Annotated in this window: 2 protein-coding genes; both read right to left on the bottom strand. The window is 63.5% G+C overall.

The window, feature by feature from the left end:
• Positions 1-3: 3 nt before the first annotated feature.
• Positions 4-11415, bottom strand: a complete 11412-nt coding sequence (locus GNF76_RS24630; RefSeq protein ID WP_178123543.1) for a non-ribosomal peptide synthetase — start codon at positions 11413-11415, stop codon at positions 4-6.
• Positions 11412-24413 (bottom strand): non-ribosomal peptide synthetase, encoded by a 13002-nt coding sequence (locus GNF76_RS24625; protein WP_155585683.1) that lies wholly within the window; start codon positions 24411-24413, stop codon positions 11412-11414. Before GNF76_RS24625 ends, GNF76_RS24630 begins: the two co-directional genes overlap by 4 nt.
• Between the last annotated feature and the right edge of the window lie 114 nt (positions 24414-24527).

The raw sequence follows: 24527 nt of genomic DNA, 5'->3' as shown, positions 1-24527 counted from the left end.
GCTTTACTGCCGGCCATCACGCACCTGTTCCCTGGCCGCCACTGCCAACCCGTCATGCCACCAAGCCGCCAAACTGTAGACATTCGGCGCCTTGAGCAGCGTGAAATGATTCCCCGGCCCATACCAGACCTCCAGCGACCCCGAATGACGACGCCACCCCTCGATCATCGCCGCTTGCTCGCGTTGGTTACCCAAGGCATCCAGCGTCGGATCATCAGCCAGCACCAACCGCACCAAACCACTGACCGCCCGGCGCGGCTGATAAACCGTACGTAACGCAGTGGCATAGGTACGCGCCGGCCCATGCATCGCATCCGGGGTCGAACGCTGGGGCAACAACCCCGCCCCCACCATCCCGGCATGCAGTAACTGGCGCTGTACCGCCTCGCCCTGCTCGGCAAAGCGCACCCGATCAATCCCCAACGGTTTACCCGCTGCCAGTTGCATCGACTCAATCAACCGCAACAGTGCCGCGGTGGTGGTGTAGGGCTTGCCCACCACCCCATTCCCTCCCGGAGACTCACTGTCAATCACCGTCAGCGACGCCACCTCCCGACCCTGCGCCTGCAAACTGGCCGCCATCTCAAACGCCACCCAGCCCCCAAACGAATGCCCGATCAGGTGCACCGGCCCATGGGGATATTCATGCTCAAGGGCCTGCAAGTAATGCCGCGCAGCCGCCTCCACCCGACTATGGGGCACCGACTCGCCATCCAGCCCACGAGGCTGCAGGCCAAGGATCGGCCAATCACTGCCCAAGGCTTCGGTCAGGCCGACAAAACCGGTGACACTGTCACCCGCCCCCGGCACACAAAAGATCGGGGCATGCCCTGCCCGACCGCGCTGAATCCGCAGCAACGGTTGATGGACCACCTCAGCCAGTGGCTCGCCATCCTCCATCGCCTGGCAGATCGCCTGCCCCAGTTTCTGGATATGCGGTGCCTGCATCAGGCTGCGGTGGTCGCCTGGTACCGGAACCTGCCGCAGTTGACCTGCCACCAGTACCTCGCTCCAGCCCTGAGACGAGGGTTCGCTCGAATGCTCGGCGCAAAACAGGTGCACGGGGATCGAGGTCGGGAACAGGCTGTAATGCGCCTGTGCATGACCATGAGCCACTTCCCGCTCGATGAAATGCAGCACATCCGTCGCGGTCGCCGTCAGCATGTCCGGGCTTAACAGGTGCTGATCGCGACAACAGTGCAACAAGCCATCGAAGTCGAAATGCGAAATGTCCGCCCTCAACTGCTCGAGACTGGCCAGCGCATCGACGCCTGCCGCCCCCTGTGTCGACCAATACGCGGTGCAATGGAAGAGCAAATGGCGTTTGCTCGCGTGGTGCCCGGACCAGTGTGCCTTGCCCTCGCCAGCCAGGCGCGGCACGTAGCTGTCGATCAATCCGAGGAACGCTACCGGCTCATCCTGACCCAACAACTGCAATGCCACCTCATAGGCCAACACACCGCCGAACGACCACCCCGCCAACCGATAGGGGCCCCGAGGCTGGACAGATCGGATGATCCCCACCAGGCGCGTCGCCAAGCCTTCCATGGTCTGCAACTGGGGTTGCCCCAAGGTAACCCCCGGCAAGCCGTAGATAGGGAAGTCCCCCGCAAGATGCTGTCCCAGTGTCGGGAAATACGCGTCCAGGCCGGTGAACTCGTGGACCAGGAACAACGGCGGCTGACTGCCGCTGGCGCGTACCGGAATCAGCGCCACCTCGTCAGCAGGCGCTTCGGTACGCAGGCTAAGCATCGAGGCCACAGCCTCAACACTGGCGTGCTCGAACAGCTCGGCCAAGGACACCGCCAGGCCCGCCCCCTTCATCAGGTTGACCAGGCGGATCGCCAACAACGAATGGCCGCCCGACTCAAAGAAGTTGTCATGCCGACCCACGCGTTCCAGCTTCAGTACCTCGGCCCATAACTGTGCCAGGGTTTCTTCCAGGGCATTGATCGGCGCCTCATAGGCTTGGCTGATCAACGCGTGAGCTTGGGGCGCCGGCAAGGCCTTGCGGTCCAATTTACCGTTGGCCGACAGCGGCAGTTGCGCCAACCCTACGTAGGCCGACGGCACCATGTAGTCCGGCAGGTGCGCCAACAGATGGGCACGCAACGTTTCAGCCTCTACCGCCGGGCCGGTGTAATACGCCACCAGGCGTTTGTCCCCCGGCACGTCTTCACGAGCCAGCACCACCGCTTCGTTGACCTGCGGGTAGGCCGTCAAGCAGGCCTGGATTTCTCCCAGCTCAATGCGCAGGCCACGGATCTTCACCTGATCATCGTTGCGCCCCAGGTACTCGAGAGTGCCATCGGGCAGGTAGCGCCCGACGTCGCCGGTGCGGTACATCCGACCGTCGCTGAACGGGTCCTTGAGGAAGCGTTCGGCAGTCAGTTCCGGACGGTGCAGGTAACCGCGCGCCACCTGCACACCGCCGATAAACAACTCGCCGACCACACCCAATGGCACCGGCTGCATTTGACCGTCCAGCAGGTACATCCGGGTGTTGGCAATCGGCTTGCCGATCGGCGTGTTGTCCGGTGTCACGGGGCCGGCGCAGCTCCACGCCGTCACGTCCACCGCCGCTTCGGTCGGGCCGTACAGGTTATGCAACTCGCTGGCCGGTAATTGCTGCTTGAAGCGCCGCACCAGACTGCCCGGCAACGCCTCACCGCTGCACATCACCCGCACCAGGCCGGCCGCCTGGCTGACATCGCCGTGGGCCAGGAACACGTCGAGCATCGACGGCACAAAGTGCAAGGTGGTGATCTGTTCGGCGGCGATCACTTCACACAGGTAAGCCGGATCCTTGTGGCCGCCCGGGCGTGCCATGACCAGCCGCGCACCGGTGAACAGCGGCCAGAAGAACTCCCACACCGACACGTCGAAACTGAACGGGGTTTTCTGCAAGACCGTATCGCTGGCCGTCAGGCCATAGGCGTCCTGCATCCACAACAGGCGGTTGACCACCCCGGCGTGTTCGTTGATCACACCCTTGGGTTGACCGGTGGAACCGGAGGTGTAGATCACGTAGGCCTGGTGCTGCGCCGTCAACCCAGGCACCTGCGGGTTGTCGACGCTCTGGTGCTGCCAGGTGTTGTGGTCCAGGTTCACCACCGGCACGCTCACCTCGCCCAGCAGCGCGCGGGTAGCGTCTTGCACCAGCACCGCCGCCGGTGCGCTGTCTTGCAGCATGTAGGCCAGGCGATCCAGCGGATACGCCGGGTCCAGTGGTACATAACCGCCGCCGGCCTTGAGGATCGCGAACAGGCCAATCACCATGTCCAGGCCACGCTCGACGCAGATCGCTACGCGCGAATCCGGCCCTACACCTTGCTCGCGCAGGTGATACGCCAACTGGTTGGCACGCGTGTTCAGTTCGGCGTACGTCAGTCGCTGCTCACCGGCCTGTACCGCCAAGGCATTCGGCGTGCGCAGCACCTGGCCTTCGAACATCCCGTGGAGGGTCTGGTCGAGGTTGTAGTCAACCGCGGTAGCGTTGAAGCCTTCCAGCAGGTGATGCCGCTGCGCGTCATCCAGCAACAGCGTGTGTTCCAGCACCGCCTGATCATTATCGACCATGGCCTGCAATACCCGCTTGAAGTAGCCGACATAACGCACCATCGTCGACTCATCGAACAATGCCGTGGCGTATTCCAGGGTACCGCTGATGCCGCCTTGCCCTTCACCCAGGTTCAACGACAAGTCGAACTTGGCAAAGTGACTCGGCTCGGCAACCCCTTCCAGGGTCAGGTCTCCCAGCGCCAGTGCCGGGCCATCGATGCTCTGCCAGGTCAGCAGCGTCTGGAACAGCGGGCTATGGGCCAGGCTGCGCACCGGACGGGTGATTTCCACCACTTGCTCGAAGGGCAGGTCCTGATGAGCCTGGGCCTCCAGGGTCAGGGCCTTGACCCGGGCGAGCAACGCTTCGACGCTCAGTTCACCCGAGGTATCAATGCGCACCGCGAGGGTGTTGACGAACAGCCCAATCAGCCCTTCCACCTCGGCCCGCTGGCGGTTGGCTACCGGCGAGCCGATCACCACTTCTTCCTGGCCGGCCAGGCGCGACAACAGCGAGGCCCAGGCAGCCATCATGGTCATATACAGCGTGGTGCCATGGCGTTGGCTAAGCGCTCGGACCCCGGCACTCAACGCGTCATTCAGGCGCACTTCTACACTGCTGCCGGCATAATTCTGGCGGGCCGGCCGTGGGCGGTCGGTGGGCAGCATCAACAGGGCCGGAGCGCCCGCCAGCGTCTGCTGCCAGAACGAGTTCTGGCGTTGCAGCACTTCACCGCTCAGCCACAGACGCTGCCAAACGGCAAAGTCGCTGTACTGGATGGGTAACGGCGGCAACGGATCGGCCAGGCCCTGGCTGAAGGCACGGTACAGCGCCATCAGTTCACGGGTCAGCACCCCCATGGACCAACCGTCCGAGACGATATGGTGCATCGTCAGCAGCAGCACATGATGGTCGTCGGCCATGATCACCAGACGCCCACGCAACAGCGGGCCACGTTGCAGGTCGAACGGGGCCGACGCTTCGCCCTGGATCAAGGCCTCCAGCACCTGCCCGGCTTCAGGGTGCTGACGCAAGTCCTGCAAGGCCAGGGGCATCACGTCCTCGGGCGGTACGATCAGCACCTGGGCGTCATCGCCCTGTTGGATAAAGCGGCTACGCAGCACCTCATGGCGCGCAACGATCCGCGCCAGGGCGTGCTGCAAGGCTTCAACATGCAGTTGGCCGCGCAGACGCAGGCCGATGGGAATGTTATAGGCCGTGCTGGCGCCTTCCATCAGCGCCAGGAACCATAAGCGCTGTTGCGCGAATGACAACGGCAGGTCCTCATCCAGCGCAGCCGGCAGAATTTCCGGCAAGACACTGCGCCCTGCCTGAGCCAGAACCTGGGCCACGGCCGTCAGTTCAGCATTGGCGAACAGATCGCTCAGCGCCAGCTCAACCCCCAGTCGCTGGCGGACCTGGGACACCATGCGCATCGCCAGCAATGAATGGCCGCCCAGTTCGAAGAAGTGATCCTGGCGCCCGACGCGCTCCACCTGCAGCACATCAGCCCAGATATGGGCCAGCACCGTCTCGATTTCGCCGTGAGGCGCTTCGTATTCACGGGAGAACATCGCCGCCAGGTCCGGCTTGGGCAAGGCCTTGCGGTCCAGCTTGCCATTGGCCGTCAACGGCAGCGCGTCCAGCCTCACATAGGCAACCGGCACCATGTAATCCGGCAAGTGCGCCAACAGATGAGCCCGCATTTCGGCAAGAGCCAGGGGCTCAATGGCCTTGTGTTCGATGAAATAGGCCACCAGTCGTGTCTGGCCGGGTTGGTCCTCTCGAGCCAATACCACTGCGTCCTGGATGCCGGGCCACTGGTTGAGGCAGGTTTCGATCTCGCCCAACTCGATGCGCACACCGCGGATTTTCACCTGGTCGTCATTGCGTCCCAGGTACTCGATATTGCCGTCAGCCAGCCAACGGGCCAGGTCGCCGGTGCGGTACATGCGCCCTTGGTTAAACGGGTCATCGAGGAAGCGCTCGGCCGTCATTTCCGGCCGGTTCAGATAACCGCGGGCTACGCCGTTGCCTCCCACATACAACTCGCCGGCCACGCCCTGTGGAACGGGGCGTTGCTGCGAGTCCAGCAGGTAGACCCTGACGTTGGCGATGGGCTTGCCGATATGCAAAATACGCCCGACCTCGACCAGCCCCGAGGTCGCCACCACTGTAGCTTCGGTGGGGCCATAGTTGTTGATCACCTCGAAACCCTGGGCCTGCGGAAACTGGCGCAAGCGGTCGCCACCGATCAACAGCGTGCGCAGGGTTGGGTGCTCGATGTGCTGATTGAACGCATATTCGGCCACCGGCGTAGGCAGGAAGCACACATCCAGGGGTTGCGCACGCCACCAGCTCAGCAGCGCGTCGATGTCTTCCGCACCGTCGTGGGCCGGTGGCAGGTGCAAAGTGGCGCCGCTGCACAGCGCCGGCCAGACTTCCCAGGCCATCGCATCAAAGCCGAAGCCGGCAACGCTGGCGGTATGGCGCCCTGGGCCCAGGTCGAAACGGGTGCAATGCCAGCCCACCAGATTGGCCACCGTGTGGTGTTCCACCATTACGCCTTTGGGCAGGCCGGTGGAACCGGAGGTGTAGATCACATAGGCCAGGTTCGACGGGGTCAGGCCCGCGACCTGTGGATTGGTCTGGGGCTGGTGCTCCCAGGTGGAGCTGTCCAGGTTGATCACCGGCACGCCGAGGGACGGCAGGCGTTTGAGCAGGTCCGCCTGAGTCACCACGGCCACCGGCGTGCAATCACTGAGCAGGTAGTTCAGGCGCTCGGCCGGATGGGACGGATCCACCGGGACATAACAGGCACCGGACTTGAGGATCGCCAACAACCCGACCAACGTGTCCAGGCCACGCCGGGCGACAATCGCCACCCGATCATCAGGCTGCACTCCCAGCCCCCGCAGGTGACGAGCCAGGGCATTGGCCCGTTGATTGAGTTGCGCGTACGTCAGGTGCCGCTCGCCAGCCTGTGCTGCCAGGGCATACGGCGTGCGTAGCGCCTGGCCTTCGAACAGGCCGTGAAGGGTCTGGTCAAGGGCGCAATCCACCTGGGTGCTGTTGAAGCCTTCCAGCAGGTGTTTGCGCTCCTGCTCTCCCACCAGGGCAACGTGCTCCAACACCGCCTGGTCATTGTCGACCATGGCCTGTAGCAGCCGTTTGAAGTAGCCGATATACCGCAACATCGTCGCCGGATCGAACAACGCCGTTGCATATTCCAGGACGCCGCGAATGCCGTCCGCCGTTTCTCCCAGGCCCAGGGACAGATCGAACTTGGCAATCTGGCTGTCGGCAGTCACGCCCTCCAGGGTCAAGTCCCCCAGACTCAGGGCCGGGCCATCCGCACTGTCCCAGGTCAGTACGGTCTGGAACAGCGGGCTGTGAGCCAGGCTACGCACCGGCCGGGCGATTTCCACCACTTGTTCGAAGGGCAGGTCCTGATGCTCCTGTGCCGCCAGGGTCAGCGCCTTGACCCTGGCCAACAGGGCTTCGACGCTCAGTTCGCCGCGGGTGTCGATGCGTACCGCCAGGGTGTTGACGAACAAGCCGATCAACCCTTGCACCTCAATACGCTGGCGGTTGGCGACCGGCGAACCGATCACCACGTCGTCCTGTCCTGACAGACGTGAGAGCAGCGCTGCCCAAGCGGTCATCAGGGTCATGTAGAGCGTGGTGCCGTGGCGCTGGCTCAGGGCCTTGAGCCCGGCGCTCAAGCGCTCATCCAGTTGCACCTCGACGCTGCTGCCGGTGTAGTCCTGCTGCGCCGGACGCGGACGGTCGGTAGGCAGCATCAACAAGGCCGGCGCACCGGCCAGCGCGTGCTGCCAATAGTCGCTCTGGCGCTTCAATACTTCACCGCTCAGCCACAAGCGCTGCCAGACAGCAAAGTCGCCGTACTGGATGGCCAGCGGCGGCAATGGATCGGCCTGGCCCAGACGGAAGGCCTGGTAGAGTGCCACCAGCTCCTGGGTCAGGACACCCATGGACCAGCCATCAGCAATGATGTGATGCATCGTCAACAACAACACATGATGCTCGTCAGCCATGATCACCAGGCACCCGCGCAGCAACGGACCGTGCTGCAAATCAAAGGGCGCCGAGGCTTCGCTGCGGATCAGGGCCTCCAGTATTGGCTGCGCGTCGGGTTGCCCGCGCAAATCCTGCAGCGGCAGGCACAGCACCGCCTCAGGTGATGCAATCTGCACCAGCGCATCGTCACCCTGCCGGACAAATCGGCTGCGCAAGGTCTCGTGGCGCACGACGATCTGCGCCAAAGCGCGTTGCAGTGCCTGGACATGCAGTTGCCCTCGCAGACGCAGGGCCACGGGGATGTTGTAAGCGGTATTGGCGCCTTCCATCTGGGCCAGGAACCACAACCGCTGCTGGGCAAACGACAGCGGCAGGTCCTGGTCACGGGCGGCCGGCAAAATATCCGGCAGCGTACTGCGACCGGCCTGGGCCAACACCTGGGCGACCGCTGCGAGTTCAGCGTTGGCGAACAGCTCGCCAAGCTGCAGATCGACACCCAGGCGCTGACGCACCTGGGACACCATGCGCAGCGCCAGCAGCGAATGACCGCCCAGCTCAAAGAAATGATCCTGACGCCCGACACGCTCCAGCTGCAGCACATCGGCCCAGACCTGCGCCAACACGCTTTCGATTTCGCCCATCGGCGCTTCGTATTCTCGGGTAAACACGGCAGCCAAGTCTGGTTTTGGCAAAGCCTTGCGGTCCAGCTTGCCATTGGCGGTCAGTGGCAGCGCGTCCAGCTTCATGTAGGCCACCGGCACCATGTAGTCCGGCAAGTGCGCCACCAGATGGGCACGGATTTCGCCGACCTCCAAGGGGTCGATCTGCGGTTTTTCGGTGAAGTACGCCACCAGGCGGGTCTGGCCAGGCTGGTCTTCACGGGCCAGTACCACTGCTTCCTGAATACCGGGAAGCTGGCTAAGGCGGGTTTCGATCTCGCCCAGCTCGATGCGCACGCCACGGACCTTCACCTGATCGTCGTTGCGCCCCAGGTATTCGATATGACCGTCGGGCAGCCAGCGTGCCAGGTCGCCGGTGCGGTACATGCGCCCGGCATTGAACGGGTCGTTCAGAAAGCGTTCGGCGGTCAGTTCCGGGCGGTTCAAGTACCCCCGCGCCACGCCTTTTCCGCCAACGTACAACTCGCCCGCGACCCCTATCGGCACCAGCCGTTGCTGCGCGTCCAGCAAGTACACCGTGGCATTGGCCATCGGCTTGCCGATATGCAACGGCTGCCCCCCCTCGACCCGGCCGGACGTGGCGACCACTGTGGCTTCGGTGGGGCCATAATTGTTGATCACGGCAAACGTCGGGGTGCGAGTGAATTGGCGCAGGCGATCGCCACCGATCAGCAGCGTGCGCAGGGTCGGGTGTTCGATGTGCTGGCTGAAGGCGTATTCGGCCACCGGCGTCGGCAGAAAGCACACGTCCAGCGGCTGTGCACGCCACCAGTCCAGCAACCCATCGACGTCTTCAGCGCCGTCATGAGCGGGCGGCAGGTGCAGCGTTGCACCGGCACACAGCGCCGGCCAGACTTCCCAGGCCATGGCGTCGAAACCGAAGCCAGCAACGCTGGCGGTATGACGGCCCTGGCGCAGGTCGAACGTAGTGCAATGCCAGTCCACCAGATTAGCCACGGTATGGTGCTCGACCATCACGCCCTTGGGCAGGCCGGTGGAACCGGAGGTGTAGATCACGTAGGCCAGGTTGGACGGTGTGACAGCCACCTGTGGATTGGCCGCCGAATGCTGCCGCCCGGTGTGTTGATCGAGGTTGATCACCGGCACATCCATGGCCGGCAAACGCGCCAGCAAGTCCTGCTGGGTCAACACGGCTACCGGTGCGCAGTCATTGAGCAGGTAGTTCAGACGCTCGGCCGGGTGGGACGGATCCACCGGCACATAGCAAGCACCGGATTTGAGGATCGCCAGCAAGCCGGCCAGGGTATCCAGGCCGCGACGGGCGACAATGGCCACACGGTCGTCGGGTTTGACGCCCAGCGCCAACAGGTGATGGGCCAGCAGATTGGCGTGTTGATTCAACTCGCTGTACGTCAGGTGCTGGCCCTGATACACCGCTGCCAGCGCACCCGGGTTCAGCGCGGCCTGAGCTTCCACACGGCCGTGCAAGGTGGTGCCTTGCGGATAAGCGGCCTGGGTGGCATTGAACTGCATCAAGTGTTGGCGCTCCACCTCGGGCAGTACCGACACTTGATTGACAGCCGTTTGCGGTGCCTGCTCCAGGGCGCTTGCCAGATTTTCCAGAGCCGTTTGCAGGTAGCCACACACCCGTTGCGGATCGACCTGACTGCTGGCCAGAAGGCTCAAGCTGAAGTCTTCACCCAGGTCATCGACACTCAAGGTCAGCGGATAATTGGTGCGTTCTTCAGAACTCAAGGCAACGATACCCTGCCACGCCGACACGGCCTCGGCACTCGCGCTCCCGGCACTGTGGCGGTAGTTGAGCAAGGCACTGAACAGCGGCATCGGGGCCAACACACCACTGCAGCGCTGCGCGAGCGCCAGAGGTGCGTGCTCATGGCGCATCATCGTGGTCAGCCGCGCATGGGTCTCCTTGACCCCGGAGCGCACGTCTTGCGTGCCTACATCCACGCGAAACGGCAGGGTGTTGATGAAAATCCCCAGCGCCCGGTCCGTGTCGTGGCTACCCTGCATACGCCCCATCAACACCGTGCCAAATACCACCTGTTCCTTGCCGGCCAGCGCGCCCAGCACCTGAGCCCAGCCCATATGAAAAAGGCTCGCCGTACTCACGCCCAATTGTCGGGCCTGGGTACGCAGACTCAGGCTCAGGTCGGGCGCAAGCGCCAGGCTGATTTCCTGGATGCCGCGCCCATCCCCCTGGACGTCCTGCAGGCCGAAGGGCAAGGTCGGTTCGTTGACATCCCCCAGCATCTGGCGGAAAAACACCTCGTGTTCCTGCTCGCTGACGCCTAACCGCGCCTGCGCCACGTAGTTACGAAACGGCACGGGCAAGCTCAACAGGTGCGCGTGGCCTTGCAGGCAGGCCTGCATTTCCTGGCGCACCACGTCCAGGGCGCTGTGATCCAGGGCCATGTGGTGGAACAGCAGCATCGCGACAATGCGCTGATTGGCCGGGTCGTTGGCGTATACCAGGCGCAGCAGCGGCGCCCGGGTCACGTCCAGGCGGTAATGGCGGCCATCAAACCGGGCATGTAACTGGGTGACAATTGCCCCTTCGGTTGGATCCAGCTCAACGGCCTGAACTGGTAGCTGCGCCGTACGCCAGACCACCTGCGACGGCTCTTCCAACCCCTCCCAGACAATCCCGGTGCGCAGGATATCGTGGCGGTCCATAACCTTCTGCAAGGCCTGGGCAAATCCATTCAGGCGCTCAAGGCTGTCGAAGGCGAACTGCGATTGCATGATGTACGGATCGCCCTGCCCGGCACTCACATGGTGGTAAAGAATGCCTTCCTGCAAAGGCGCCAAGGGGTAGATATCCTGGACATTGGCCGCCCCCCCATCGACGGTCGCGACGATGCGGTCAATCGCGTCCTGACTCAAGGTCGAGAGCGTTAACATTGGCGGGGTAATGCGGCTGGCATCTGCCGGTATACCGTTGGCAGGAACCTCCACCTCGCCGGCCTTGGTCGCCGAATACTGACCGGTCTTGATCAACTCGATCAGCGCCGGTTTGTGCTCACGCAGGGCAGCCAATACGGCCGGGTCGCTCAATGCCTGCTTGTTGCCCTGCACCGACAACTGATCGCCCTTGAGTGCCAGTTGGATATCCTTGGTTTTCAGCGTCGCCAGCAGTTTGATGATGCTCACAGGACGATCTCCATTCGTTCAGTCATTGCGGCGTAGCCGGCCAGGGTCGGTTGCTCGAACAACGCCCTGACATCCGCCTCGATGCCTTCCTGGCGCAGCAGCCCGATCAGACTGACCGCCAGCAGCGAGTGCCCACCCAGCTCAAAGAAGTTGTCATGGCGCCCTACCCGTTCCACTTTCAGCAATTGCGCCCAAAGCCTGGCCAGGGTGACCTCGGTGTCTCCAACAGGCGCTTCGTATTCACGCACGATCAGCGACTCAAGGCCCGGTGCCGGAAGTGCCTTGCGGTCCAACTTGCCGTTAGGTGTCAGCGGCAACGCGTCCAGGTGAACAAACACTGCCGGCACCATGTAGTCGGGCAACTGCTCCAGCAGGTGGGCGCGCAGGCGTTCGATCTCGGCCTTGACGCCGGTGTAGTAAGCCACCAGGCGCTTGTCCCCCGGCACGTCTTCACGGGCCAGCACCACCGCTTCGTTGACCTGCGGGTAAGCCGTCAAGCAGGCCTGGATTTCTCCCAGCTCAATGCGCAGGCCACGGATCTTCACCTGATCATCGTTGCGCCCCAGGTACTCGATAGTACCGTCGGGCAGGTAGCGGCCGACGTCGCCGGTGCGGTACATCCGACCGTCGCTGAACGGGTCCTTGAGGAAGCGTTCGGCGGTCAGTTCCGGACGGTGCAGGTAACCGCGCGCCACCTGCACACCGCCGATAAACAACTCGCCGACCACACCCAATGGCACCGGCTGCATTTGACCGTCCAGCAGGTACATCCGGGTGTTGGCAATCGGCTTGCCGATCGGCGTGTTGTCCGGTGTCACGGGGCCGGCGCAGTTCCACGCCGTCACGTCCACCGCCGCTTCGGTCGGGCCGTACAGGTTATGCAACTCGCTGGCCGGCAATTGCTGCTTGAAGCGTCGTACCAGACTGCCCGGCAACGCCTCGCCGCTGCACATCACCCGCACCAGGCCGGCCGCCTGGCTGACATCGCCGTGGGCCAGGAACACGTCGAGCATCGACGGCACAAAGTGCAAGGTGGTGATCTGTTCGGCGGCGATCACTTCGCACAGGTAAGCCGGATCCTTGTGGCCGCCCGGGCGTGCCATGACCAGCCGCGCACCGGTGAACAGCGGCCAGAAGAACTCCCACACCGACACGTCGAAACTGAATGGGGTTTTCTGCAAGACCGTATCGCTGGCCGTCAGGCCATAGGCGTCCTGCATCCACAACAGGCGGTTGACCACCCCGGCGTGTTCGTTGATCACACCCTTGGGTTGACCGGTGGAACCGGAGGTGTAGATCACGTAGGCCTGATGCTGCGCGGTCAACCCAGGTACCTGCGGGTTGTCGACGCTCTGGTGCTGCCAGGTGTTGTGGTCCAGATCCACCACCGGCATGCTCACCTCGCCCAGTAGCGCACGCGTAGCGCCTTGCACCAGCACCGCCGCCGGCGCGCTGTCTTGCAGCATGTAGGCCAGGCGATCCAGCGGATACGCCGGGTCCAGTGGTACATAACCGCCGCCGGCCTTGAGGATGGCGAACAGGCCAATCACCATGTCCAGGCCACGCTCGACGCAGATCGCCACGCGCGAATCCGGCCCTACACCTTGCTCGCGCAGGTGATACGCCAACTGGTTGGCACGCGTGTTCAACTCGCTATACGTCAGTCGCTGCTCACCGGCCTGTACCGCCAAGGCATTCGGGGTGCGCAGCACCTGGCCTTCGAACATCCCGTGGAGGGTCTGGTCGAGGTTGTAATCCACAGCGGTGGTGTTGAAGCCGAACAGCAGTTGTTCACGCTCCTCGTCACCCAGAATCGACAAGCGATTGAGTGCGCGTTGCGGTGCCTGCTCCAGCGCCTCTACCAGCCATTGCAATGCCGTCTGCATATAGCCGCAGATCCGTTGCACACCCATGGGCGCGGGCGCCATCGCCGTCAGGCGAAAGCCGTCACCCTGGTCGTCAACATTCAAGGTCAACGGATAGTTGGTGCGCTCCTCACTGGACAGTGTTTCGATACCTTGCCAGGCCGGGGAAACTACCGCCTGCTGGCTGTCGCTGTGGCGATAGTTGAGCATGGCGCTAAATAGCGGCAGCGGCGCTGCAACGCCACTGCAACGCTGGGCCAGGGCCAAAGAAGCATGTTCGTGCCCCAGTAGCGCGGTCAGCCGCGCGTGGGTCGATTTGACCGCCGCCCGGGCGCCGATTTCTCCGAGATCCACCCGCACTGGAAGGGTGTTGATAAACATCCCCAGAGCCCGCTCACTGCCCTTGCTACCTTGCATGCGGCCCAGCAGTACGGTGCCGAACACCACGCGGTCCTGACCGGACGTGCCGCCCAAGACCTGGGCCCAAGCCAGATGGAACAGGCTGGCGGCACTGACACCCAGCAACCGCGCCTGGGTTCGCACGCGCAGACTCAAGGCCGCTGGCAACTCGCGCTGGGCTTCTTCGATGGCAGTACCATCGCCTTGCACATTCGTGAGGCCGAACGGCAGCGTCGACTCAGCAATATCACCGAGCATCTCGCGAAAGAACGCTTCATGCTCCTGTTCGCTGACGCCCAAGCGCGTCTGAGCCACGTAGTTGCGATAAGGAATCGCCTCGCCCAGGGCCTCGGTATGGCCCAGCAGACTGGCCTGCATTTCGTGGCGTACGCCGTCAAGGGCAGTGTGGTCCAGGACAATGTGGTGAAACAGCAAAATGGCCACCACACGCTGCTGGCTCCGATCCTGAGCAAACACCAAGCGCGCTAATGGTGCCTGGGACATCGGCAGGCGATAGTGACGAGCATCGAAGCGAGTGTGCAGTTGGTTCAGGATATCCCCGACACTGCCGTCCAGCGCCACCTCTTGCACCGTCAGATCGGCCTTGCGCCACACTACTTGCAACGGCTGTTGCAAGCCTTCCCATACCACGCTGGTGCGCAAGATGTCATGACGGTCAATCACCTGCTGCAGCGCCCGGGCAAATGTCTGCAAACGCTCGACACTGTCGAAGGCCAAGCGTGATTGCAGCAAGTAAGGGTCGCCCTCTTCGGCACTTAAGTGGTGATAAAAAATGCCTTCCTGCAACGGTGCCAGCGGGTAGATGTCCTGCACATTGGCCGCGCCACCCGGCACGCTGTCGACAATCCGGTCGATGGCCGACTGGTCGAGTTCCACCAGCGACAGCATGGCCGGGATAATCCGTTGGCAATCCACCGCAATGCCATTGGCCGGCACCACCACTTCCCGTCCGCTGCCCACGGCGGCCGCCAGCGCCGCCAGGGTGGGTTGACTGAACAGCACCCGCACATCGGCACTCAGCCCCGCCTGGCGCATGCGTTCAATCAAGCTCACCGCCAACAACGAATGGCCGCCCAGCTCAAAGAAATGATCATGACGCCCCACCTGTTCGACCTGCAGTACCTCGGCCCAGATCCGCGCCAGGGTGGTTTCCACCTCGCCTTGTGGCGCCTCGTATTCACGACTGAGCATGGCCGCCTGATCCGGCGCAGGCAGCGCCTTGCGGTCCAGCTTGCCGTTGGCGGTCAGCGGCAACGTATCCAACTGCACGTAGGCCACCGGCACCATGTAGTCGGGCAATTGGCTGTGCAACTCGGCCCGCAGTGTTTCGATATCCAGCGTCGAGGCTGCGGTGAACCAGGCGACCAGCCGACCGTCGCGCACCAGCACCACGGCTTCGTTCACGCCCTCCAGCGCCGCCAGACGGGTTTCGATCTCGCCCAGTTCGATGCGCATGCCCCGGACTTTTACCTGGTCGTCGTTGCGGCCCAGGTACTCGAGGTTGCCGTCCGGCAGCCAACGCGCCAGGTCACCGGTGCGGTACATACGGCCGGGGTTGAACGGGTCTTGCAGGAAGCGTTCGGCGGTCATTTGCGGCCGGTTCAGGTAACCCCGGGCCACGCCGCTGCCGCCCACGTACAACTCACCCGTCACACCGACCGGCACCGGCCGGTGTTGTTCATCCAGCAGGTACACCGTGGCATTGGCCATCGGCTTGCCGATATGCAGCGGCTGCCCGGCATACACGCGACCGGAGGTAGCGACCACGGTGGCTTCGGTCGGGCCGTAGTTGTTGATCACCTCGAAGCGTCGCTCGTGAGTGAACTGGCGCAGACGATCGCCGCCGATCAACAGGCTGCGCAAGGTCGGGTGCTCCAGGTTCTGGCTGAAGGCGTATTCGGCCACCGGGGTCGGCAGGAAACTGACGTCCAGCGGTTGCGCCAGCCACCAGGCCAACAGTTCATCGATGTTTTCATTGCCCACCTCAGCCGGCGGCAGATGCAGGGTCGCGCCGGCACATAACGCCGGCCAGACTTCCCACGCCATGGCATCGAAGCCGAAACCGGCGACACTGCTGGTGTGGCTCAGGGCATTCAGGTCGAACGCCTCACAATGCCAGTGCACCAGGTTTTCCAGCGTGCGATGTTCCACCATCACCCCTTTGGGCTGGCCGGTAGAGCCTGAGGTGTAAATCACGTAGGCCAGGTGCGCAGGCGTCAGGCAGGCGACCACGGGATTGGTCACTTCGTGGTGCTGCCAAGCGGTACCGTGTAAATCGACCGTATCGACATCGCCCAGCAAGCCACGGGTGCTGGCTTCGGCCAACACCGCGACCGGGGCGCTGTCTTGCAACAGGTAGGCAATGCGCTCGGCCGGATAGGCCGGGTCAATCGGCACGTAGCCGGCTCCAGCCTTGAGGATCGCCAGCAAACCCACCAGCATCTGCGGGCCGCGACGGCAGCAGATCGCGATTCGATCGTCTGGCTGCACACCACGTTCCAGCAGGTAATGGGCCAATTGGTTGGCCCGCTGGTTAAGTGCCCTATAGCTCAGGCGCTGCCCATCCTGGAGCACCGCGATGACGTCCGGCAGGCACGCGGCCTGACGCTCGAAGGCAGCATGAACCGTCTGGCCCCGAGGATAGTCACGGGCGGTCGCGTTGAATGTGCGCAACAACGTTTCACGCTCGGTGGCCGGCAGGATCGGCAACTGGTTCAGTGGCTGTTGCGAAGCCTGCTCCAGGGCACACACCAGGTGTTCCAGGGCGCTGTGCATGTAACCACACAGGCGCTGTGCTCCGATGGAGGCCAGCGCCAGCACGGCCAAGCCGAAACCTTCGCCGAGGTCATCAACGCTCAGAGTCAGCGGGTAGTTGGTACGCTCCTCGCCCCCCAACAACTGCACCCCTTCCCAGATACCCTCACCGTCCCGGGCCATCTCACTCGGGGTGCTGTGGCGATAGTTGAGCAAGGCGCTGAACAACGGCACCGAAGCAGCCACCCCACTGCACCGCTGGGCCAGGGCCAAAGAGGCGTGTTCATGGCCCAGCAGCGCGGTCAACCGGGCATGGGTCGTCTTGACCCCGTCCACGGCACCCGCCGCGATATTCACCCGCAGCGGCAAGGTGTTGATAAACATCCCCAGTGCCCGGTCGGCGCCCTCGCCGGCCTGCATACGCCCCATCAGAACCGTGCCAAACACTACGTCCTGACGGCTGGAGACCAACCCCAGCACCTGAGCCCAGGCCAGGTGCATCAGGCTCGCGGCACTGACACCCAACTGACGGGCCTGCTCGCGAATACGTCGGGCCAGCGTCGCGTCCACTGGCTGTTCGGCCTCTTCGATATCACGGCCATCGCCCTGCACATCCTGGATACCCAATGGCAGCGTCGGCTCATCGACATCGGCCAGCATGTCGCGGAAGAACTGCTCGTGCTCTTCGGCGCTGACGCCCAGTCGGGCCTGGGCCACGTAGTTGCGGAACGGGGCGGCCGGCGGTAAACCATCTGCCTGATTGAACAGGAAGGCGCGCATTTCCTGGCCGACCACTTCCATGGCGGTGTGATCCAGCGCCAAGTGGTGGAACAGCAGGATCGCGGCCACCCGCTGATTCGCCGCGTCCTCGGCGTAGACCATGCGCAGCAGCGGCGCCCGGGTAATATCAAGGCGGTAGTGACGGGCGTCGAAACGCTCATGCAACTGCTCGATGATCGGGCCGTCGGCCGGCTCCAGCGGTACCTGCTGCACCACCAGCTCCGCCTCGCGCCAGACCACTTGAACCGGGCTGTCCAGGCCTTCCCAAACCACGCTGGTGCGCAAGATGTCATGCCGGGCCACGACCTTTTGCAGTGCGCCCGTAAAGGCCTGCAAACGCTCGAGACTGTCAAAGGCCATGCGCGATTGCAGCAGGTACGGGTCGCCCTGCTCGGCGCTGATGTGGTGGTAGAGAATGCCTTCCTGCAACGGTGCCAGGGGATAGATGTCCTGCACGTTGGCGCTGCCGCCAGGGACTGTCGCGACGATACGGTCAATGGCCGGTTGGTCCAGCTTCACCAGAGTCAGCATCGACGGTGTGAGGTGCTGGCAATCCTGTGGAATACCATTGGCCGGCACCACGATCTCCCGACCGCTGCCCACGGCAGCGGCCAGCGCCGCCAAGCTTGGCTGGCTGAATAACACCCGTACATCGGCGCTCAGGCCGACCTGGCGCATGCGCTCGATCAGGCTCACCGCCAAGAGTGAATGCCCGCCCAATTCAAAGAAGTGATCGTGACGCCCAACCCGTTCAACCTTGAGCACTTGCTCCCAGATCTGCGCCAGAAGCATTTCCACCTCACCCTCGGGCGCTTCATAACCACGGCTCAGCAGCGATGCCTGATCAGGGGCCGGGAGTGCCTTGCGGTCCAGCTTGCCGTTGGCGGTCAACGGCAACAGCGCCAGCCAGACATAGGCCGACGGCACCATGTAGTCGGGCAACTGGCTTTGCAGGTGCGCCCGCAGTCCATCGATGTCCAGCGCGGTCTCGGCGGTGTAGTACGCCACCAGGCGCTTGTCGCCAGGCTCGTCCTCGCGGGCCAGCACCACGGCTTCCTTCACCCCGGCACAGCTGGCCAGGCGGGTTTCGATTTCGCCTGGCTCGATACGGAAGCCGCGAATTTTCACCTGATTGTCGTTGCGCCCCTGATACAGCAAGGTACCGTCGGCCTGCCAACTGGCCAGGTCGCCAGTGCGATACAGCAGGCCATCGCCGAATGGGTCGTTGATAAATTTCTCGGCGGTCAGTTCCGGCTGGTTCAGGTAACCCTTGGCCACACCCGCACCACCGATATACAACTCACCGACCACCCCCAACGGTGCCGGTTGCCGACGGGCGTCCAGCACATAGGCACGGCTGTTGCCAATCGGTCGACCAATCGAGATGCCACTCTCGCCCACCGTGGTGATCTCGTGGGTCGTGGAAAAGGTCGTGGCTTCGGTGGGGCCGTAGCCATTGAGCAGGTGTTGCGGTGCGCCGTACTTGAGCACCCGACCGATCACCAGCGGGTCAAGCACATCACCACCAACGATCAGGTAACGCAACTGACGGAACACCGACATCAAGCCGTCGGCGTACTGGTGAAACAGGCCGGCGGTCATCCACAACACACTGACGGACTGCTCCTGCAACAGCGAGGCAAAGGCTGCCTGGGACAGCAGTACCGCATGTTCAACCACCACCACGCAACCGCCGTTGAGCAACGGTGCCCAGACGTCGAGGGTGCTGGCGTCAAACGCCGGGTTCGAGGCAAAGGCCACGCGGTCGTGCGGGTTGAAATCGGCGTAGCCGTTGTTGATCACCAACCGTGTCACGGCACGGTGCGGCACCCGCACACCTTTCGGGGTGCCCGTGGAGCCGGAGGTGTACATGATGTACGCCACGTCTTCGGACGACTGGGCAATGTCGGGGTTATGTTGCGCACCGCTGTCCAGGGCCAAGGTATCCAGGTCAATCCGCAGGACGGCGTAGTCGACGACCTCATCAGCATGGGTCAGCACGGCTGCAGCGCCGCTGTCCTGGACCATGAAACCCTGGCGCTCGGCGGGGGCATTGATGTCCAGTGGCACGTAGACTGCCGCACACTTGAGAATCGCTAACTGGCTGGCCAGCATGTCGATGGAACGTGGCAGCAGGATCGCCACGCTGTCACCCGGCTTGACGCCCTGAGCGATAAGGTAATGAGCCAGGCGGTTGGCCCGACGGTTGAGCACGCTGTAACTCACGGACCGTTCGCCATGCACCGCCGCCACCGCGTCCGGGCTGGCCTCGGCCTGGGCTTCGAAGAGGGCCTGCACTGTCTGCTCGGCCGGGTATTCGCGCGCGGTATCATTGAACGACTTCAGCAGTAGCTCACGCTCGGCGTGCGGCAGGATCGAAATAGCCTGCAACGGCGTCGCCGGGGCCTGTTGCAACGCCGTCACCACGTTGCGCAGCGCTGTGTACAGGTAGTCGGCGACGCGGTTCACGTCCACCTCGGCCACCCCTTGCACCGTCAGGGAGAAACCCTGTCCGAGGTCGTCGACACTCACCACCAGCGGGTAGTTGGTGCGCTCCTCGGCGCTGAGCACTTCGATCCCGGCGCCGGCAAACGGGCTGTCACCCGGTGCCTCTTCCGGCGCACTGTGACGGTAATTGAGCAACGTACTGAACAGCGGCAACGAACCCGGTACGCCGCTGCAACGCTGGGCCAGGGACAATGAAGCATGCTCATGCCCCAGCAACTGCGCCAGGCGTGCGTGGGTGGCGCGCACGCCGGCTTGCACACCGGCGCTGCTGACGCTGACCCGCAACGGCAAGGTATTGATGAACATCCCCAGGGCCCGATCCGCACCCTCGCCACCCTGCATCCGCCCCAGCAAAACGGTACCGAACACCACCTCTTCGCGGCCCGATACCTGGCTCAGCACCTGAGCCCAGGCCATGTGCACCAGGCTCGCAGCGCTGACACCCAACTGGCGCGCCTGCTCCCGCAGGCCCAGGCTCAGTGCCGGGTCCAGCGCCAGGTGCGCATCACGGATGCCACTGCCGTCACGGTTGACGTCCTGCAAGCCGAACGCCAGGGTGGGCTCATCGATATCCCCCAGCATCTCGCTGAAGAACGCCTCATGGGCCTCCTTGCTCACGCCCAGCCGCGCCTGGGCCACGTAGTTGCGATACTGCACGGCATCGGGCAACTGCGCACCGCGCCCTGCCAGGTAAGCGCTCACTTCATTCACCAGCACGTGCAGTCCGGTGTGATCCAACAGGATATGGTGCAACAGCAGCATGCCGACCCAACGGCCCTGCTGCGGATCTTCGGCATAGGCCAGGCGCATCAGCGAGGCCCGGGACAAGTCCAGTCGGTACTGACGCGGGTCGAAACGTTGCTGTAACTGTTGCAGGACGTCGCTGTGTTGCGGCTCGACCTCGATACGCTCCACCGCCAGGGGCGCCTGGCGCCAAACCACTTGCACCGGTTCGTCCAGCCCTTCCCACAGCACGCTGGTACGTAGGGTGTCATTGCGGGCGATGACGCTTTGCAGGGCGCCGACAAAGGCCTGCACCGCCGGCTCGTCGGTAAAGCTGAATTGCACCTGCAACACATAGGGATCGCCCTGGGTCGTCGACAGGTGGTGGTACAAGATGCCGGCCTGCAACGGTGCCAGGCCATAGATATCCTGCACATTGGCGATACCGCCCGGCACCGTGGCAACGATCTGGTCGATGGCCGCCTGGTCCAGCGCCACCAGGGGCAGCATGTCCGGGGTGATCCGCAGGCTGTCTGCGGCAATCCGGTTGGCCGGCACCCGTACCTCATGCTGTCCGCCTACCGCCGCCGCCAACGCGGCCAGGGTGGGTTGGCCAAACAGCACTTTCACGTCGGCGCTCAACTCCACCTGGCGCATGCGTTCGATCAACTTCACCGCCATCAACGAATGGCCACCCAATTCAAAGAAATGGTCGTGACGGCCGACCTGCTCCACGTTGAGCAATTCGGCCCAGAGTCTGGCCAGGGTGATTTCGGTTTGCCCGACCGGGGCTTCGTATTGGCGGGCAATCAACGAGCCCAGGCCCGGCGCGGGCAAGGCCTTGCGATCGAGCTTGCCGTTGGGGTTGAGCGGGAAGGCGTCGAGGTGCACGAACAACATCGGCACCATGTAGTCCGGCAACTGTTCCAGCAAGTGCGCCCGCAGGCTTTCGATCTCGGCCGGTGTACCGGTGTAGTACGCCACCAGGCGTTTGTCTCCCGGAACGTCTTCACGGGCCAGCACCACGGCTTCCTTGACGCTCGGGAAGTCACTCAGGCGCGCCTGGATTTCCCCCAGTTCGATGCGCAAGCCGCGAATTTTCACCTGGTCATCGTTACGCCCCAGGTACTCGATGGCGCCGCCTTCAAGGAAGCGCCCAATATCGCCAGTGCGGTACATCCGGCCGTCGGTGAACGGGTCCTTGAGAAAGCGCTCGGCGGTAAGCTCCGGACGGTTCAGGTAACCCCGCGCCACCTGCACCCCGCCAATAAACAGCTCACCGATCACCCCCAAAGGCACCGGCTGCAACTGCGCGTCCAGCAAGTACATGCGGGTGTTGGCAATCGGCTTGCCGATGGGGGTGTTGTCCGCTACCTGCTCGACAGGACCGGCGCAATCCCAGGCGGTGACTTCCACGGCGGCTTCGGTCGGACCATACAGGTTATGCAGCTCGCAGCCCGGCAATTGTTGCTTGAAGCGCCGGACCAGGCTCCCCGGCAAAGCTTCACCACTGCACATGACCCGGACCAGCCCGTTGCTCTGGCTGATATCACCGAAGGCCAGGAATACATCGAGCATCGACGGTACAAAGTGCATCGTGGTGATCCGAGCGGCGGCGATCACCTCCCGCAGGTAGGCCGGATCCTTGTGGCCGCCCGGGCGCGCCATGACCAGTTTTGCCCCCGTGATCAGCGGCCAGAAGAGCTCCCAAACCGACACGTCAAAGCTGAACGGGGTTTTCTGCAGCACGATATCGCCAGCCGTCAGGCCGTAGGCGCCCTGCCCCCACAACAGACGGTTAACCACCGCGCCGTGCTCGTTGCTGACACCCTTCGGTTGTCCGGTGGAGCCGGAGGTGTAAATCACATAGGCCAGGTGGTGTGCCGTATGTTCGGGAACTGACGGCTTGCCGGTGGGTTGCTGTTGCCAGGTGCAACAGTCCAGGTCCACCACCGGTACGGTCACCGCGCCCAGCAGCGGACGGGTCGCGGTTTGCACCAGCACCGCCACCGGGGCGCTGTCCTGCAGCATGTAGGCGATGCGCTCCAGCGGGTAGGCCGGGTCCAGCGGCACATAACCGCCACCGGACTTATGGATCGCCAACAAGCCAATCATCATGTCCAGGCCACGCTCGACGCAGATCGCCACTCGGGTGTCCGGTTGTACACCCAGCTCACGCAGGTGATGGGCCAATTGGTTGGCACGCTGGTCAAGCTCGGCGTAAGTCAGTTGCTGATCGCCGGCTTGCAGGGCCACCGCGCTCGGGGTACGCAGGACCTGCTGCTCGAACAGACCATGAATGGTCTGGTTGAGGTCGTAGTCGATGGCGGTGTCGTTCAAGCCAAACAGCAAGTGCTGACGCTCGGCGGCCGGCAGAATGTCCAGGCTGTGAAGCGCGGCATCCGGGGATTGTTCCAGGGCCTGCACCAGACTTTCGAGGGCTTTGTGCAGGTAACCGGCAATACGCGTGGCGCCGATGGCGGTGTCCACCAGTACGGTCAATGCAAAGTCCTCGCCGAGGTCATCGACGTTGACCGTCAGCGGGTAGTTGGTGCGCTCCTCGGCGCCCAGTACCTGGATGCCTTCGGCGATCTCGATGACATCGGCGGTGTCCGCAGCGTCGCTGTGGCGGTAGTTGAGGATGGCGCTGAACAACGGCGTCGGCGCCGCCACTGCACTGCAACGCTGGGCCAGGGCTAAAGACGCATGTTCGTGATTCAGCAACGCGGTCAGCCGCTCATGGGTGACCTTGACTCCGGCGCGCACGCCTTGCTCACCCACATCGACCCGCAATGGCAGGGTGTTGATGAACATGCCCAAGGCCTGATCAGAACCCTCACCGGCGCCCATGCGGCCGAGCATCACGGTGCCGAACACCACGCTCTCACGACCGGACACCTGGCCCAGCACCCTGGCCATCGCCAGGTGCATCATACTCACCGGGCTGACACCGAGTGAACGTGCCTGGGCCCGAAGGCGCTGGCTCAAGTCATGCTCGACCGTGATACGGGCCTCATCAATACCATGGCCATCGCCCTGCACTTCGTTCAGGCCGAAGGGCAGCGTCGGCTCATCAATGTCCGCCAACATCCCGCGAAAGAACGCTTCATGCGCCTGCTCGCTGACGCCTTGGCGTACCTGGGCGATGTAGCCGCGAAACGGTACGGGCGTGCCGGCCAGTTCCGCCTGCCCGGCCAGGTACAGCTGGATTTCCCGACGCACCACGTCGAGGGCGGTGTGATCGAGAATGGTGTGGTGAAACAGCAGCATGGCGACCATGCGCTGGTGGAGGGGGTCTTCGGTAAATACCAGGCGCAGTAACGGCGCCTGCCCCAGGTCCATGCGGTAATCGCGGGCATCGTAGCGGGCCCGCAATTGCGTCAGGGCATCACCGTCGGTGGCGCTGAACAGCGCTTCTTCACACACCAGGCGGGCCTGGCGCCAGACCACTTGCAACGGCTCGTCCAGGCGCTCCCAGACCATTGAAGTACGCAGGATGTCATGGCGATCGATCACCCATTGCAGCGCCTCGGAAAAAGCCTCAAGGCGGGCACGGTTGTCGAACACAAACTGCGCGTGCAGCACGTAGGGATCGCCCTCGCGCGAGGACACGTGGTGGTAGAGCATGCCTTCCTGCAGCGGCGCCAGCGGGTAGATATCCTGCACGTTGGCCGCCCCACCCGGAACGGTCGCGACAATGCGATCGATGGCCTGTTGGTCGAGCGTGACCAGCGGCAGCATATCCGGGGTGATGCGATAGGCCGGGCTCAGCCAGTCACCGCCGTGTTGGGCCACCAGCTCCAGCAATTGGGGTTTGTGCGCAATCAACTGGTCCCACAGCGCGTCATCCAGCGCATCGTCGTCACCCAGGATGATCAAGTCGCCTTCTTCCAGTTGCAGACGGATCGGGTAGGTGGAAAGAACTGCCAATAATTCGCTGAACTGCATGGGAGTAACCTGCTTTTTTGAGTCGGATACAGTTGGGGAGAAAGTCCGTTTTCAGCTGCCACATAAGTGCCCGAAGACGAGCGGGTTTGCCGCGAGGGACTGCGCAAAAAAATA

It is taken from the genome of Pseudomonas spelaei, assembly GCF_009724245.1.
Taxonomy (GTDB): domain Bacteria; phylum Pseudomonadota; class Gammaproteobacteria; order Pseudomonadales; family Pseudomonadaceae; genus Aquipseudomonas; species Aquipseudomonas spelaei.
This window is presented reverse-complemented; position numbering and strand designations above follow the sequence as displayed.